This window comes from Streptomyces sp. NPDC029152, from assembly GCF_055564355.1.
Genome location: NZ_JBVHWR010000019.1, coordinates 1 through 15,154, shown reverse-complemented (window position 1 = coordinate 15,154; position 15,154 = coordinate 1). Strand labels below are relative to the sequence as shown.

Here is a 15,154-nt window from a genome sequence, read left to right as displayed (position 1 = left end):
TTCATGTGTATCACAGTGCTCAGAAACATCAATGCGGCACATTCGGAGATCAGTTGGGGACCGGTCGGAGCGCCGAGACATCTCTAACTACGATCCCCAGAGTGGCTCGAGGTGAACGTGAAGTGACGTGGATTACACCGGCGTACCGCTCGGGCCCTTGCCGCGTGCGAGGCTGCCGTCAGCGGCGGGCATCGCGTGACGGCGTTGCGGGAACGCCGTCACCGCACGTCCCGGAGGCATCGGCCAAGCATGTCGCCCCTGCCGGAAGTGGCTTGAAGGCGCTCTCGACAACAGCGAGTTCGTCCTGGCCGAGCGGCTCGTCCCACTCTTCGAAGGCATCTTCCGGCGTCGGGAGTGCGAAGCCGCCAAGACCGGTCGCGAGCAGCGAACGGGCGGATCCTCCGTCGCACCGACGGCAGCGCCGTCACCCACTACGAGCTCCGGCACCGTGACCGGAGCGGCAGAAGCTCGCGCGACCGGCATCCGGACCGACACAGTGGCCCCCGCCTCCAGCAGGACCACTGCCCGGTGCGACCCCGACGTCCGTCCCCCGTGCCGGTTGCGGGTCACGGTCCTCACTGATCGTTCCAGGACGGAGTTCGCAGTCGTCGCAAGCAGATGCTCCCGCCGTCTCCCTGACCGGCGGAAACCGCCATGACGTCACCCGGCTCGTGCCACCGCTGGACGCGGTCCCCCGCATCCGCGGGTTCCGCCTCGGCCTGCTCCCACTCGCCTGCAGCACCATCCGCTCGAGACGGCTTCGAACCTCGTTCTGCAATGATCGGTGAGTCCGCGATGCGGGCCACAGGGCCGTGGCCGACTCCGTACGCCTCAGGCGCCGTCCGGGCCGACGAAGGCGGCGGCCCGGACGAAACGCACTCCTACATGGACGGAGAAGCCGACAGGAGCGTCACGAGCGCGCGGGCTTCAGTCCTCGCCGCCCTCTTCGTCGTCGCCTTCGAAGAAGTCTCCCACTTCGTCGACGACCTCGGCTGCGACCATGCCGCCGACCACGCCGACGGCAAGTCCCGCCGCGCCGGCCGCAATCGCCGTGCCCATGCCCGGCCCGGAGCGATGCCCGTGGCCGTCGCCATGGTGATGGCCACCGTGGCTGTGGTCGTCCTTGTAGGCGTGACTGCCGTACGCGGTGGAGAAGCCGTCGCGTCCGTAGTGGTCGCCGTGGTGCACGGCGCCGTGGCCGTACGAGCCGTGACCACCGTACGAGGCGCGGTGCTCGACCAACTGACGGATCCAGCCGTCGACCTCGGCAGTCCAGTCGCGGGCGTCGTGATGGCCGACGGTGAAGCGGGTCAGCGCGTCATGGCCCCGGGAGAAGAGGCCACCGCGCTTGTCGGCTTCCAGGATCACCTCCAGTCCGCCGGGACTTGCCAGGAAGGTCAGCTCGATCTCGTTGACCTGGTGGGCGTACTGCGGGGCCGGGGTGAGCTCGATCTCCTGGTAGAAGGGAAGCTGCTGCCCGGTGCCGCCGATGCGGCCGTACTCCAGGTCGGCCGACTTGAAGCCGAAACCGAGCTGCCCGAAGGCTTCCAGGACGGCTTCCTGGGAGGGCAGGGCCGTGACCGTGAGCTGGTCGAGGTCGCCCTTGTCCCGGGCGCCGGCGACCGCGAGTTCGGTGCGCACGCCGAGCGGGATGCCCAGAGGCTGACCGTGCAGCTCGGTGATGGGCGTCTCCCAGGGCAGCATGACGCTGAACGGCACACCGCGAAGTTCCTCCGCGGCAAGGCGGAAGCCTCCGCCCACGGTGAACCGGTCGAAGACGACGACGCCCTCGCTCTCCCCGTCCTCGTGCTCCGCCTCGACCCGCGCCACGAGCTCGAGCGTGATGTGCTCGATGTCGAAGTCGGCCTGGCCTCCCTTGATATGCACCTGCCCACCGAGTGTGCCGCCGGGCAGGACGGGCGCCGGGTCGAGGACCGTGTCGACCGTGGGGGCGCCCACGCCGAGCGAGCCGAGAAGTCGCTTGAACACCATCGTGGCGTCCACTCCTTTTACGTACGTGTGTGCTTGAGGCGGTGCCGCCCGGCCGGTGACGGACGGGCGGCACCAGACGTTTCCGCCGACGGGTTACTTCGCGGCCTCGAGAGCGGCGAGAGCCTGCGCCCAGCGGACGTACTTCAATTCGGCCAGGTCCGCCACGGTCTTGACCCCGAACGCCTCCTGGAGCAGCTCGCCGTCACGGTCGGAGACGCCTTTCAGCGCTGCGACCGGGGCAGCGAGCACCTCCGGCAGGCTCTTGTCAGCCCACGCCTTGTCCAGCACCTTGTCCAGATCGATCGAAGCCATGAGTTGTCTCCACGAGAGCGTGGCCCGGTGCCGCCCGGGCCTGTTTCTACAAACGCGTAGAAGCATATGGCTGTCCGGGCGGGCGGAGAGCCTGCTCCGGGCGGCCTCGCCGGAAAAGGCCGAAAGACGCTGCTGAGCTGGTCAGAGCCTCAGGGCATGGGCTCGCCTTCGACGGCTCGGCGAGGTGGACGACCGTGTTGACGTCGGGGGCGATCAGTCCGAGTTCGTCGTCGAGGTCGGTGTCGGTGGCGTCGGAGGCGCCGGTGAGGAAGGCGAGCGGTCGGTTCGCGGGCGTGGCGGACGGGATGACTCCTTGTCCCTGAGCTCTTAGCTGCAGGGAGGGAGGGAGTCGGGGCCGCCGGGCCGGGTGGGGCGCCGCGGCGGGCCTGCGCGCGGCGGGAGTCCTGTTCGCCCGCCTGGCCCCGCTGCGGCTGGGCAGTGCCCTTGCCGGCGGTGTCGTGGGGGATGGCCTGGGTGTACCAGCCGGCGAGGATGCGCGGCTCTTCGAGGTCGTCGTCGGTCTTGCCGGCGTAGACGAAGAGGATCCGGTCGGGGACGCCGGGCAGGGAGAGAGCTTCATGGGTGATGTCGAGGCGGCCGACGACGGGGGGGGGTGAACCGCTTGGTGCTCCGGGTGCGTTCGACGACGGTCCGTTCGGCCCACCAGGCGCGGAACCCTGTGGAGACGGAGTGCGGTTCGCCGCCGAGGCGTCCCGGTCGACCACGTGGACGGTGACTCCCGCCTGTGCCGGAGCGAGCACACAGGCCCGGCCGCTGCCGCTGCCGCCACCCGTCATCAGGGCCGTACGACCGCTGAGGTCGATGTCGGCGACGGGCGACGGCAGAGGTGCCGGTGCAGGAAATGTGTTCGTCATGGCGGGAAACAGTCAGGGAGGGCCTACCGTCCGGCATACGGATGGATCAACCATGGTGTTGGGCAGTTCAACGGATTGAAATGCCAGAGGGATCCCGCCGGAAGGAGCACCGTGACGCTCACGAAGAGGGGCCGACGGTCTTTCTCGCGTCCAGGGAGCAGGTGTTGGCCAGGGTCTCGGTGTCCTGGCCGGCGCGCAGAGCGACGGTGCCCGAGGCGGGCGGCCGGTGGCCCGTCCTCAGCCAGCCCTCCAGGGCCGTGAAGGCGGTGTGGTGGCACGGGGTGAGGGGGCGCAGCCGCTCCGGGAAGGCGTCGACGAGCGAGTCGGTGTGGGTACCGCCCTCGATGCGGTAGTAGCGGTGCAGGAAGCCGCGCCCGGCCTCGCGCACCATCCGTGCGTAGACGTCGGAGTCTTGGCTGATGGGCAGCAGGACGTCCAGGGTTCCGTGCAGGGTGATCAGGGGCTTGCCGATCCGGCCGGTCAGCGCGATCTTCCTTACGGCCTCGTGGGCCTCGTCCGGCCGGGCGGCGTAGTCGTAGTCGGCGTCGCAGGCCGGCGTACCTGTCGTGCAGTACGGGGTTCCGGCTTCGGTCGCGCCGTCGAAGCCGGGGTCCACTTCCTCCCGGTAGATGCGCTGGGTCAGGTCCCAGTAGACCTTGTGGTGGTACGGCCACAGGAACTCCGACCCTTTCGGGAAGCCGGCCTCGTGCATCTGCTGCCGCGCCTCCTCGGCGCCCTCGCCGCCCGCCGCGTACACGGGATAGGCGCGCAAGGCCTTCGGCAGGAAGTCCAGCAGGTTGGGACCATCGGCCCGCCAGAGAGTGCCTTCCCAGTCGACTCCCCCGTCGTAGAGCTCGGGGTGGTTCTCCAACTGCCAGCGCACCAGGTAGCCGGCATTGGACAGGCCGGTGACCAGGGTGCGGGAAGGAGGTCGGTGGTAGCGCTGGGTGATCGTGGCGCGGGCCGCACGGGTGAGCTGGGTGACCCGGTCGTTCCACTCCGCGATCGCGTCGCCCGGTGCCTCTCCGTCCCGGTAGAAGGCGAGGCCCGTGTTGCCCTTGTCCGTGGCGGCGTACGCGTAGCCCTGGGCCAGCACCCAGTCCGCGATGGCCCGGTCGTTGGCGTACTGCTCGCGGTTGCCGGGGGTGCCGGCCACGACCAGGCCGCCGTTCCACCGGTCGGGCATGCGGATGACGAACTGGGCGTCGTGGTTCCAGCCGTGGTTGGTGTTGGTGGTGGAGGTGTCGGGGAAGTAGCCGTCGATCTGGACGCCGGGGACCCCGCTGGGGACGGCCAGGTCCTTGGGGGTCAGCCCGGCCCAGTCGGTGGGGTCGGTGTGGCCGGAGGCGACCGTGCCCGCCGTGGTCAGTTCGTTCAGACACGCCGCCCGCTGGTGTTCTACGCCCGGGACGCGGAGATGGGTCAGGCGAGCGCAGTGTCCGGCGGGGGCCGAAGGCGCCGCGGCCGCCGGGGCGGTGGTGAGGGTCAGTGCGGCCAGGGCGAGTGCCGCCGGCGCGCTTCGCCGCCAGAGGCGGGGTGAGGAACGGATGAGGGAACGACGCATCTGCGCGCCTCCAAGGCTCATGGATGAGGACCTGCGGGAGGCTACGACGTCGGTCGACCGCCAGACATGGGCTTGAGCCCCACTGTCAGCGGCTGCAAGGTGGATCTCCCCACCATCCCAGTGGGCGGTCGAAGACATCGCGGCCCCTGTCTCCTCCTCGCTACCGGGCCCTTCGTGCGTCGGACCATGGATGGCCAACACACTGCTCGTTCGTCAAAGTTGGTTGTCCAAGCCATGCCAACATAAGTGATCCAGCCCACATCATTCACGCCACACACCGGTGGCTCGAGCCGCAGCCGCCACGGTGCCTCTTCCCCTCCCCTCTCCACGGAAGGCATCAGCCATGGGACAGCCGCACTCCCCGTTCCCCACCGCGAGGGGACGCCGCATCATCGGCGGTCTCCGCCGCTGGCTCGCCGCCGCCACAGGCTCCCTCGCCCTGACCACCGGTCTGGTGGCCGTCAGTCCGCCGGCGTCCGCCGCCGCCCTGACCCAGGTCACCGGATTCGGCTCCAATCCCGGCAACCTGTCCATGCACACCTACGCGCCGGACGGCCTCCCCGCGGGCGCGCCACTCGTCATCGCCCTGCACGGCTGCACGCAGAGCGCGAGCGACTACTACGCGAAGTCCGGTTGGCCGAAGTTCGCCGACCAGTACAAGTTCGCCCTCGTCTTCCCCCAGACAACCAGCGCCAACAACGCAAACTCCTGTTTCAACTGGTTCGACTCGGGCGACAGCGCGCGCGGCAAGGGCGAGGCCCTGTCGATCAAGCAGATGGTCGACGCCGCTGTCGCCCGCTACGGCAGCGACACCAGCCGTGTCTACATCACCGGTCTGTCGGCCGGTGCCGGCATGACCGCGAACATGCTCGCCGCCTATCCGGACGTCTTCGCCGGCGGCTCCATCGACTCCGGTCTTCCCGCGTACTGTGCGACGAGCGTGTCCGCCGCGTACACCTGCATGTACAGCCCGCCGAACAAGACGCCCGCCCAGTGGGGCGACCTGGTCCGCGCCGCGGCACCCGCCGGCACCACCTCCTGGCCCCGAGTGGCGATCTGGCAGGGCACCTCGGACACCACCGTCGTACCGGCCAACGCCACTGAACTGCGCGACCAGTGGACGAACACATGGGGCATCGGCCAGACGCCCTCCCGCACCGGGAACCTCTCCGGCGGCACCACGCTGAGTGAGTACGACGACGCCTCCGGCACCCCCGCCGTCCAGGTCTACTCCATCTCCGGCATGGCCCACGGCCTCGCGGTAGACCCGGGCAGCGGCCCGGAACAGTGCGGCACCGCCGGAACCTACTACCTCGACACCATCTGCTCCAGCTACCACACCGCCCGCTTCTGGGGACTCGACGGCGGCGGCAACGGCGGGGAAGCCCCGGGCAACCTGCCCGCGCCCACGGGTCTGACCGTCGGCGCCACCACCGACACCTCCGTATCGTTGAGCTGGAGCGCTGTTCCCGGAGCGGCCTCCTACAACGTCTATCGCGGCGGCACGAAAGCGGGCACCACGACGACGCCCTCCTACACCGACACGGGCCTGACCGTCGGTACCTCGTACGCCTACACGGTGGCTGCGGTGGACGCGGCCGGGGCGGTGGGGGCGTCCTCCTCTTCAGTGACCGCCACCACCACCGGCTACACGCCCACCTGCTACACGGCGAGCAATTACCAGCACACCGCTGCCGGTCGCGCCTACCAAAGGGGCGGACAGACTTACGCCACGGGCTCCGGTCAGGCCATGGGCCTGTACAACACGTTCGTCACTCACACCCTGAAGCAGACCGCACCCGGCTACTACGTCGTCGCCGACACCGGCTGCTAGGTCCTGAGCCCCCTCCGCGCGGCCCCGGCCGGATAGCGTCCGCCGGGGCCGCGTGCCGTTTCACCCCTGTCCGGCCTCGCCGAAGACAGTGGTTCGCCGACATGAAGACGCCACATGGTGGGTGGATGGCAACCATGGCCGCACCCCAACCGCGTGCCTAGGCTCGCCGCCCATCGGTTGTATCGGCCATCGGCTCTGACCAGCGAGGCCACGCCGGTCGCCTGGAGGAAAGGGTCCGTATGGGTCCGGACGAGACAGTCGCGAGCACCGCGGAGGCGGTGGCCGACATGGAGGACGGCGCCTCGCTCGCGGTGGGCGGCTTCGGGCCGTGCGGAACACCCGGCACGCTCATCGACGCCCTGGGACAGCATGGACTGAACGGCCTCGAGATCGTCTCCTCGGACCGCGGGGTACACCGGCTCAGACGTCCGTGAAGCCAGCGCCCGGTGGGCGCCGGACCGGCGGCTGGAGTGCGACGCCGGCCGACGTCCTGCCCGCCGGGGCTCCGCCTCACGTCGCCCAGCACCGCCTCTTCGATGTCCCGCCGCTGCCGCTGGCTGCGAACTCCGTCACCGCGTCGTTGACGGCGGCCGGTACCGTCACGCCCGTTCCGTCCAGGTCCTCGAAGCTCTCAGCCGGCTCGTGGCCCGCTCGGCATGCCGCCCGCCCTCTACGCGACCGGGCGCTCGAGGACGATCATGGCGGCGTCGTCGTCGAGGTGTCCGCCGACGTGGTGCAGCAGGTCGCTGCGGAAGCGGCCGAGGAAGGCGTCGGGGTCGCTCTCGGTCCAGCCGGTGATGCGCTCGGCGAGCGGGTAGAAGGTGCCGCCGGGGTCGCGGGCCTCGGTGACACCGTCCGTGTACAGCAACAGGAGGTCTCCCGGGACGAACGGGAAGCTGTCGACGTGGTAGCCCGGGTCCGTCAGTTCGCCCAGTCCCAGCGGGGGTGCGGGACGGAGGGCGTTCATCGTCGTCGGTCTCCCCTCGCGCAGGACGATGGGCGGAGGGTGCCCGCAGGAGACCATCCGGACGCTGCCGTCCTGGTCGGGGATGTCGAGGACGGTGGCGGTGATGAACGTTTCCCCGTAGCGGCCCGTCTCGCCCGGCTCCATCAGGTCCCAGCACACGCTCCGGTCGAGGTAGGCCACCAGCTCGCCCAGGCTCGTCTCGCGGTGAGCCGCGACGCGGAACGCACCGAGCAGCAGTGCGGCGTCACTGACCGCGGTCATCCCCTTGCCCCGCACGTCGCCGACGATCAGCCGGGTGCCGGAGGTGGTGCGCACCGCCGCGTACAGGTCGCCGCCGATCCGTGCCTCGGCCTCCGCGGCCAGGTAGAGGGAGGCGGCGCGCAGCGGGCCGAGCCGGCTGGGCAGCGGCGGCAGGACCACGCGCTGGGCGGTCTCGGACACGTACCGCACCTGGGTCAGCTCCTTCGCGCGATGCTCCCGCACCACGCAGAAGATGACGAGGCTCGCTCCCACCAGCACCAGGGCGATCAGCTGTGCCTCGTGGTTGGCGGACAGGAACTCGTCGGTATCGCGCAGCCCCCCGATGACCGTCTGCGCGATCACCGCCAGCGCGGCCACGAATCCCACCGTCCGGGGCCCGCCGAACAGAGGGGTGATCGCCGGGGCGGCGACGAGCAGCGGCCCCAGGTGGATGTGAGGCGGCGCAAGAAAGTCGATCACGGACACCGCGATGATCCACGCGATCGGGATGGCGACCAGCGCCCGGCTCGTACGCCCCGGCCGGCGAAGTCCGTCGAGACCTTGCGACATGTCTCCTCCTTACACCGAACCGCGCTCGGTCCGCTCGCCCAGGCGGAGACCGGCGCGCGGTCGCACGTCGGCGGCTGCGCCTGACGCAACGTGCGCGGGCCGCGCCGTCATCGCTGGTGCGGCCTGCCCCGCTCCTGCGTCCACCGCCCGCTCCGGGGGCCGGGGACTCCTACCGGGTGGTGGCTAGTGGCGGTGGGTGTGTCGCATGAGGCTGCGGAGGGATCTGCGTGCCGAGCGCAGTGAGGGCCGGGACACTGCGGGCGGGGTGCTGTCGGATCGGCCCAGTGGCATCTCAGCCACGGACTGACTGCGTCCGGCGAGGTCCAGCACACATATGGCGGCACGCTCAGCGGTCCCGCCGGTGTGGAGAGTGACTTCGAACGGGCGGGGCGGGTCGCCGGGCAGCTCGGCCGTGAGCGCGACCGTGTCTTTGCGGTGTGGTGAACGCTGGTAGCCCACCACCTTGCCGTCCACCAGCAGCTCGGCTTCGGAAGCGGCGTGGCGGGTCAGCACCGTGACCGAGTGGCCGTCCACATCGAGGTGGTAACGGAGAGTACGGGACACGACACGCCTCCCAGCTTCCCGAGAGCGACCACGTGTCTACAGCGTAGGCGGCGCTTCGAGGCAGCGCGGGGTGTCGCCGCAAGGAGTTCGCCGACGAGGCTGGTCAGCCAGGACCCGAGACCGGAAAGAGGCGCTGCCCCGGTCGGCACTCAGTCGGGCCGAAATTCCCAGTGGTCTTCCCCGGCATCCCGCTGCCGGCCGGCTTCCTCGCCCCCCGCATCGGGGAGCAGGAGCTGGGCCGCACCGAGCAGGAGCAGAAGTTCCTGCCGAAGATCGGCCCGTGGGCGCCGTACGGACTGCTGTTCACGATCAGCATCCTCTTCGCCCTGCAGGGCAAGACGATTACGTCGCAGCCACTGGACGTCGCCCGGATCGCGCTGCCGCTGCTGGTGTACTTCGCGGTCGCGCTCTTCGGCACCTTTCTGCTCGGCTTCGGCACCTTTCTGCTCGGCAAGGCCCTGGGCCTGGTATACGACCGCACCGCGACGCCGGCGTTCACCGCGGCGGGCAACGACTCCGAGCCGGCCATCGCGGTCGCCGTCGCCACCTTCGGCGTCACCTCCGGCCAGGCCCTGTCCGGTCTCCGGGTTCGATGTGTCTCGTGAGGCACATCGCTGCCGTCACGGGTCTCGTTCTCCGAGCCGGTCGTGCTCTTGTCTCCGTCCGTCTGGTGCGGCTCGCCGCCCTGACCGGCCGGAGCCCGTCCTCCCTGATCCACGCGATGCCTCCGCACGGCATCGACGACCCGATCCGGCGGCTGCCGCTGTCCGCCACCGAGGAGGTCATCGAGCCGCGGCGACGCCCGGCCTGCCGCCTCCGCACGGCTCGCCGCCGCATCCGCGGTCTCGTCGTCCGCAGTGCCCCGCACCATGAAGGCGCCTGCTACCGGCACCATCGCCGACTCCTCGGAGACGAGCAGCACAGCCTTCCAGGGCTGCCCGAGGTTCTCCGGGCCGACCGTCGGCATCAGCGGATCGTCCGCCGAGGCGCCCCTCCACGGCGCTGGCCCATGCCGATCGGAGCCTCCCTCTTGCAGGCAGCGGAAAATCGTTCGACGGGCCGGGCCTGAGTCGTCATGATCCGCACTCGTGACGACTCCGAAGCAGTTCCTGGTCCGGGCCGCCGCCCGCAACAATGCCGAGTGGTGCGCCGCGATGAGCCGATCGCACGGCTTGGCGGGCGAGTTCGGGGCGCATGCCTGGGCCGTTCCGTCTCGTACTCCGCTGTATTACCCCGACGCGGTGACGCTGGTGCCGGGCGCCGATCCGGACGCGCTGGTGTCCCGGATCGACACCGTCGCACCCGGCGCCTCCGTCAAGGACAGCTTCGCCGACCTCGATCTGACGGAGGCCGGCTTCCAGGTGCTGTTCGAGGCGCAGTGGATACACCGCCCGGCAGGTGCGCCCGCCCTGGCGCCGGATCTTTCCTGGGGTGTGGCGGACGATTCGGACGCGCTGCGCGCCTGGGCGCTCGCCTGGGACGACGGGGACGGCAACGCGGACCTCTTCCGGCCCGAACTGCTCGACGATCCGGCTATCTTCGTGCTCACCGGGCGGTCCGCCGGCGGTCGGGTGGTCGCCGGAGCGGTGGCGAGCTGCAGTGACCAGGCGGTCGGAATCTCCCATGTCTTCGCGCTGGACGGTGGCCCTGACGCGGCCTGGCCGGTCGTACTGGACGCGGTGCACAGGCTGTTCCCCTCCCTGCCGGTGGTCGGCTACGAGCAGGGCGAGGACCTGGCGGCCGCCGTCCGCCATGGCTTCGAGCCGGTCGGACCGCTGCGGGTCTGGTTGCACGGCCGGTAGCCGGACCGGCTCCAGGGTTGCCCGAGCCCTCTGTCTCTCGACCTGACCCGGAAACCGCCACCTTCGGTGAGAACTCTGGACACGGCCGTCTCACCGTCCTGGCACAGCCCAGCTCAGGACGTATCAGTGTCGTCATGTCCGACAGCCCAAGATCGCTCGCCTCGAACGTGACCTCGCAAACCACCTCCTCGGCTCGCCCAGCACGGCCGCAGCGTGCGGGCGACTCAGTTCGGCGCACGAGTTGTCACGGCGGTGCAGCAGTTGTGGAAGCCCAGTTCTTGACTTCGAGGTCAAGAAAGATGCTAGTGTCCTGACCATGGGAAGGCCCAAACAGTTCGATCCGGATGTCGCCGTTGAGCACGCCATGGAGGTGTTCTGGCGGAAGGGGTATGCCGCGACCACGCCGCAGGACCTCGTCGACGCGATCGGCATCGGCAAGGGCAGCCTCTACAACGCCTTCGGCAGCAAACACGCTCTGTTCGAGCGGGCACTTCGCCGCTATCGCGACAGCCAGGCCGTTGCGCTCATCGAGATGTGCGACGAGCCCGGGCCGGTCAAGGCGCGTCTGCGCAAGACGCTGGAGTTCCTCGCCGATATGGACCTCGCCGACCCGGACCGTCGGGGCTGCATGGCCGTGAACACGGCGGCAGAACTCGCCGCCACGGACCAGGTGGCAACCGAACTCGTCCAGCACATGTTCGCCCGCACCGAGGGTGCCTTCCGCGCGCTGATCGAAGAAGGGCAACGCTCGGGAGAGATCGCACCGGAGCGTGATCCCGCAGCCCTGGGAAGCCTGCTGCTGAACACGCTTGTGGGCCTGCGCCTCATGGCGCGCGTCGCCGAAAGCCCTGATCGGCTCGCCCGAGTGATCGACGCGACGATCGACTCCCTCTGACCCGAACAGCAGCACTCGCTTCACCTGATGCGACTGTTGCCCAAATTTTGTACTTCGAGTTCAAAAATTGGAGTGTCGTGCACCTCAACCTCACCGCGAAGACAGCCGTCGTCACCGGCGCCAGCCGGGGCATCGGGCTCGCCACCGTCCGGACTCTCACGGCAGAGGGCGTCCGCGTCGTCGGAGCTGCCCGCACCGTGACGCCCGAGTTGAAGGAAACCGGCGCATACACGGTGTCGGCCGACCTGAGCACCGCTGAAGGCGTCGCCACCCTCATGGACAGTGCCCTCACCGAGTTGGGCGGGATCGACCTGCTGGTGAACAACGTCGGAGCCGGGGACGACGTGGAGCCCGTCGGCTTCCTCGACACCGGGGACTCCCAGTGGATCCGCGTCCTCGACCTCAACCTGCTCAGTGCCGTCCGTGCCACCCGCGCGGCCCTGCCGAGCCTGATGGAGCGTCGTGGGGCGATCGTCAATGTCTCGTCCATCAACTCCCGGCTGCCCGCCGCCGGCCCGGTCGCCTACAGCGCGGCCAAGGCGGCGCTGGCCGCACTCGGCAAATCCCTGGCCGAGGAGTTCGGACCCCAGGGGGTGCGTGTGAACACCGTCTCCCCCGGAGTGGTCCGCACCTCCATCTGGGAGGACCCCGACGGATTCGGGGGCAAGGTGGCGGCCGGGGCAGGGGCGGAGCACGCCGCGTTCCTTCAGCAGATCCCCGAAGCCTTCGACATCACCACCGGCCGTATTACCGAACCTGAAGAAGTGGCGGCCTTGATCGCGTTCCTTCTCTCCGACGTCGCAGGCAACATCACTGGCGCCGACTACGTCATCGACGGTGGCACCATCAAGACACTCTGAACGCGGAGTCCCGCGGGGCGGAGCTGATTCTCATGGCTGCGGGGCGGAAGACGTCCCGTCCCGCAGCCATGAGAAATGAGACGACCGTGAGACGGAAGCCTCCCGCCGAGCGGGCCCGCGACCTACTCGCTGCTTGGTCCACGAGGTCAGTCCCGGCAATCCGCACCCGCCGGGCGACGTACCCGGTCGAGCGCCAGCCGCCCGCAGGTGCACCGTTCGCCCTTGGACAGCAGGCCCGCAGCCGTGCCATGTCCGCAACCCCGGGCCCGGGGGCGCCCGCAGGAGCGCGCGCACAACCGACAGATGCGTCACAAGTGCGCGCTTTACGCGTTCGGGTCCCAGTCCGCGAGCTGCTCCATCGGCTCGGTGTCGCCGGTGGTCTCCAGGACGTCGAGCGGGACGCGCTCGTAGAAGTAGAGGACCAGTTCGCTCGCTGCGCCTCGCATCGCCATGTCGCCCGGCTCCGCATCGGCGGCGAGGTCGTCGCAGCGGACGCCGTCGGCGTTCAGGGCCAGGCGCCAGGAGCGGCCCTCGGTCGCGTGCAGGTCGATGGTCGCCGGCTTGAACGGCCAGGGGACGGTCGTCGCCGAGACGGTCGTCAGGAACTCGTCGACGCCCTCGACCGCGACGTCCGCCGGCAGCGGCTGTGCGGCCCCCTGGGTGAGCTGGACGTCGTAGGTGTGGACGGCGATCTCCTGGATCTGGTGCCGGGCCACGGCTCCGCTGGTCCCCGGGGCCTGCGAGCGGCCCCACCAGGTCCAGCAGCCGCGGTCCGGGCCGGCCTCGCGCATCGCCTCGAGCATGAGCTCGGTCGACTCGGCGAGCCAGGCGTCCAGGGCCTCGCGGTCGCGGGGCGCGGTAGGGGCGCCCTTCGGGTCCGTCTTCGCCGGGGGCTCGGCGCCCGGTCCCGCCGCGACGATGGCGGCCTGGCGGCGGCGGCCGTCGCCGAGGTGCTGCGCCAGTTCGCGCAGCGTCCAGTCCGGGCAGGTCGGGACCTGGACGTCAAGGTCGGGGGCGGACGCGATCGCGGCGCGGAACGCGGCCGAGCGGTCTTCGATCAACCGCAGGACCTCGGGGAACTCCAAGATGTTTTGCACGTCGGCTGTCTATCACGGCGCCCCGGCCGCCGGTGGCGAATTCGTCGGACGAACGCGTCGACGGCCGGGCGGAGCGCCAGCGCCGGATCCGTCCTGGAACTCCGCGCACTGCTCGCCAACGGCGACTTCGACCGCTACTGGACCTACCGTCTGGGCCAAGAGCACCAGCGCAACCACCGGGCCCGCCACCGACTCGCTGCTCGACCTACGAAGTCACCCCCAGCAATCCGCACCCCTGGCCGACGTCAGCGGCCTGAGCAGTGTGCGGCCCGGCGGCCCGATCGCGCTAGTCCGGGACGATCTGAACGTCCACAAGGCCGCCGACCTGCGGCAGTGGGCGGCAACCCACGAGTGGCTGACCATCCATTACCTGCCGCCCCATACACCCGGCCTCGATCCCGTCGTAGGGATCTGGTCCCTCCTGTGGCGCGCCTGGCTGTCCAACGCCGCCTTCAGCACCCCCGAAAACCTCGTCCAGCGCATCCGACGCGGCCTACGGCACATCCAGTACCGCAGCGACCTCGCAGACGGCAGCCCCGCCGGGACCGGCCTGGCCATCCGACCCACCTGAGCAACCCGGCGACATCACGAGTTCAGCCTCAGTGAGCTTCTTCAGCGACTGCCCCAGAAGGTGAGTGGCCCTGCGAAGGCCCTCAATCCTTCGGACGGCTCGCTCGAGCCGCTGCCTTCAGAGCCCGCCAGCAGAAAATGATGACAAGCCACATTGCGGCCGCACCGAGTCCGCGCGTGGCTGACTGGCTTGCATCGGAGTCAGCAAGTAACCAGGCAACGAAGAAGATGACCATTCCCCAACCGACAGACACACCGATGATCGCGGGGAGTTCACGAATGACGCTCTTCATTCAGCTCCCTTCAGCCATTTGTCGTGCGAAAGGCGGGACACGAAGGCGGTCAGAGACGGGAGGCGTCCGGCCCTGGCCGTAACCAGATGTTCAGAACAGCCTGCCAGGTGTCAGACCGCCGTTTCCAGGCCGTCCAGTTGCTCTGGCATGACAGAGTTTGTCCCTCCTCACGCTTGAGGTTGCTTCACGTGAGATCCCCCAGGTCGCCCTCTCCGACCGAGTGATTGATGTAGCAGGCCAGCCCGGTGACACCTGCGGACTTCGAGTGCTTTCCGAACACCCGGAGGGACCGCGCTGGGTGAAGCGGCCGAGAGCGTGGTCGTAGGAACGGTGGCCCATCTTGTACAGGACCGTCGGGTCGGCATGGGCGCCCGCGTAGCAGTACGCCCGGGACACCCTCTCGATCGGCGTCATCCTCGACGTACCGGTCGGCCCGTAGGCATAGGTGCGGGTGCGCTCACCGGTGTCGTCGACGAGGCCGAGGGCACTCCCGGTGGCGTCGGTGAGGTAGTAGGAGGACTCCCCCGGTCTCATGGAGTTCAGGGTGCCCGCCGGTTCGCGGATGAATCCGGTGTCGACGCCGGTGGTGGAGGCCAGGCCGAGGGCGGTGCGGTGGAAGCAGGTCTAGGGTCTGTTGCGAAAGTGGATCTTGTTCGTTGATGATCACGTCCTGTGGGACGTGGGGATCTGACGAATGGCCAGTGGGCCCGGCTTGAGCC

13 protein-coding genes and 2 pseudogenes are annotated in these 15,154 nt (G+C 69.6%); 8 read left to right on the top strand and 7 right to left on the bottom strand.

Going from position 1 to position 15,154, the window contains the following annotated elements; all coding sequences use genetic code 11:
• Nucleotides 1-927: 927 nt before the first annotated feature.
• On the bottom strand, nucleotides 928-1,992 hold the full coding sequence (locus ACZ4V6_RS30115; RefSeq protein WP_467833572.1) for a sporulation protein: 1,065 nt from the start codon (nucleotides 1,990-1,992) through the stop codon (nucleotides 928-930).
• A 93-nt stretch (nucleotides 1,993-2,085) separates the two neighbouring features.
• Nucleotides 2,086-2,304 carry a hypothetical protein gene (locus ACZ4V6_RS30110; RefSeq protein WP_467833571.1) on the bottom strand — a complete coding sequence of 73 codons (219 nt, stop codon included), beginning with the start codon at nucleotides 2,302-2,304 and terminating at the stop codon, nucleotides 2,086-2,088.
• A gap of 458 nt (nucleotides 2,305-2,762) precedes the next feature.
• On the opposite strand from ACZ4V6_RS30110, the gene ACZ4V6_RS30105 reads away from it, so the two are divergent.
• Entirely contained in the window at nucleotides 2,763-2,921 is a 159-nt protein-coding gene (locus ACZ4V6_RS30105) for a hypothetical protein (protein WP_467833570.1), read from the top strand.
• Nucleotides 2,922-3,297: 376 nt separating this feature from the next.
• On the opposite strand, the gene ACZ4V6_RS30100 is transcribed toward ACZ4V6_RS30105, so the two are convergent.
• Nucleotides 3,298-4,743 carry a 3-hydroxybutyrate oligomer hydrolase family protein gene (locus ACZ4V6_RS30100; protein ID WP_467833569.1) on the bottom strand — a complete coding sequence of 482 codons (1,446 nt, stop codon included), beginning with the start codon at nucleotides 4,741-4,743 and terminating at the stop codon, nucleotides 3,298-3,300.
• Nucleotides 4,744-5,086: 343 nt separating this feature from the next.
• On the opposite strand from ACZ4V6_RS30100, the gene ACZ4V6_RS30095 reads away from it, so the two are divergent.
• Nucleotides 5,087-6,577, top strand: coding sequence for an extracellular catalytic domain type 1 short-chain-length polyhydroxyalkanoate depolymerase (locus tag ACZ4V6_RS30095; RefSeq protein WP_467833568.1), 1,491 nt, complete (start codon nucleotides 5,087-5,089; stop codon nucleotides 6,575-6,577).
• A gap of 239 nt (nucleotides 6,578-6,816) precedes the next feature.
• Complete coding sequence (locus ACZ4V6_RS30090; RefSeq protein WP_467833567.1) at nucleotides 6,817-7,011, top strand: CoA-transferase; 195 nt, start codon at nucleotides 6,817-6,819, stop codon at nucleotides 7,009-7,011.
• Between the two features lie 236 nt (nucleotides 7,012-7,247).
• On the opposite strand, the gene ACZ4V6_RS30085 is transcribed toward ACZ4V6_RS30090, so the two are convergent.
• Together ACZ4V6_RS30085 and ACZ4V6_RS30080 are read right to left on the bottom strand one after the other, a co-directional pair.
• Nucleotides 7,248-8,354 carry a PP2C family protein-serine/threonine phosphatase gene (locus ACZ4V6_RS30085; RefSeq protein ID WP_467833566.1) on the bottom strand — a complete coding sequence of 369 codons (1,107 nt, stop codon included), beginning with the start codon at nucleotides 8,352-8,354 and terminating at the stop codon, nucleotides 7,248-7,250.
• A 183-nt stretch (nucleotides 8,355-8,537) separates the two neighbouring features.
• On the bottom strand, nucleotides 8,538-8,918 hold the full coding sequence (locus ACZ4V6_RS30080) for a hypothetical protein (protein ID WP_467833564.1): 381 nt from the start codon (nucleotides 8,916-8,918) through the stop codon (nucleotides 8,538-8,540).
• Nucleotides 8,919-9,088: 170 nt separating this feature from the next.
• Here ACZ4V6_RS30080 and ACZ4V6_RS30075 point away from each other — a divergent pair.
• The 4 genes and pseudogenes from ACZ4V6_RS30075 to ACZ4V6_RS30060 all read left to right on the top strand — a co-directional run.
• A pseudogene (locus tag ACZ4V6_RS30075) lies at nucleotides 9,089-9,502 on the top strand (arsenic resistance protein); the annotation flags it as partial.
• A 504-nt stretch (nucleotides 9,503-10,006) separates the two neighbouring features.
• A complete protein-coding gene (locus tag ACZ4V6_RS30070; protein WP_467833563.1) occupies nucleotides 10,007-10,720 on the top strand; it encodes a hypothetical protein in 714 nt (237 codons plus the stop codon).
• A 316-nt stretch (nucleotides 10,721-11,036) separates the two neighbouring features.
• The gene (locus ACZ4V6_RS30065; RefSeq protein WP_467833562.1) at nucleotides 11,037-11,615 is read left to right on the top strand and encodes a TetR/AcrR family transcriptional regulator; all 579 of its coding nucleotides are present in this window, start codon (nucleotides 11,037-11,039) and stop codon (nucleotides 11,613-11,615) included.
• A gap of 77 nt (nucleotides 11,616-11,692) precedes the next feature.
• On the top strand, nucleotides 11,693-12,475 hold the full coding sequence (locus tag ACZ4V6_RS30060; protein ID WP_467833668.1) for an oxidoreductase: 783 nt from the start codon (nucleotides 11,693-11,695) through the stop codon (nucleotides 12,473-12,475).
• Between the two features lie 323 nt (nucleotides 12,476-12,798).
• Here ACZ4V6_RS30060 and ACZ4V6_RS30055 read toward each other — a convergent pair whose 3' ends face one another.
• A complete protein-coding gene (locus ACZ4V6_RS30055) occupies nucleotides 12,799-13,572 on the bottom strand; it encodes a maleylpyruvate isomerase family mycothiol-dependent enzyme (RefSeq protein WP_467833560.1) in 774 nt (257 codons plus the stop codon).
• Nucleotides 13,573-13,843: 271 nt separating this feature from the next.
• Here ACZ4V6_RS30055 and ACZ4V6_RS30050 point away from each other — a divergent pair.
• Nucleotides 13,844-14,143, top strand: a pseudogene (locus ACZ4V6_RS30050) (transposase); the annotation flags it as partial.
• A gap of 82 nt (nucleotides 14,144-14,225) precedes the next feature.
• On the opposite strand, the gene ACZ4V6_RS30045 reads toward ACZ4V6_RS30050, so the two are convergent.
• Nucleotides 14,226-14,435 (bottom strand): hypothetical protein, encoded by a 210-nt coding sequence (locus ACZ4V6_RS30045; protein WP_467833558.1) that lies wholly within the window; start codon nucleotides 14,433-14,435, stop codon nucleotides 14,226-14,228.
• Nucleotides 14,436-15,154 lie beyond the last annotated feature (719 nt).

Coding starts and splice junctions, on each gene's coding strand:
- ACZ4V6_RS30115 (WP_467833572.1), bottom strand. CDS start 1,992: ATGGTGTTCAAGCGACTTCTCGGCTCGCTCGGCGTGGGCGCCCCCACG.
- ACZ4V6_RS30110 (WP_467833571.1), bottom strand. CDS start 2,304: ATGGCTTCGATCGATCTGGACAAGGTGCTGGACAAGGCGTGGGCTGAC.
- ACZ4V6_RS30100 (WP_467833569.1), bottom strand. CDS start 4,743: ATGCGTCGTTCCCTCATCCGTTCCTCACCCCGCCTCTGGCGGCGAAGC.
- ACZ4V6_RS30095 (WP_467833568.1), top strand. CDS start 5,087: ATGGGACAGCCGCACTCCCCGTTCCCCACCGCGAGGGGACGCCGCATC.
- ACZ4V6_RS30090 (WP_467833567.1), top strand. CDS start 6,817: ATGGGTCCGGACGAGACAGTCGCGAGCACCGCGGAGGCGGTGGCCGAC.
- ACZ4V6_RS30085 (WP_467833566.1), bottom strand. CDS start 8,354: ATGTCGCAAGGTCTCGACGGACTTCGCCGGCCGGGGCGTACGAGCCGG.
- ACZ4V6_RS30065 (WP_467833562.1), top strand. CDS start 11,037: ATGGGAAGGCCCAAACAGTTCGATCCGGATGTCGCCGTTGAGCACGCC.
- ACZ4V6_RS30045 (WP_467833558.1), bottom strand. CDS start 14,435: ATGAAGAGCGTCATTCGTGAACTCCCCGCGATCATCGGTGTGTCTGTC.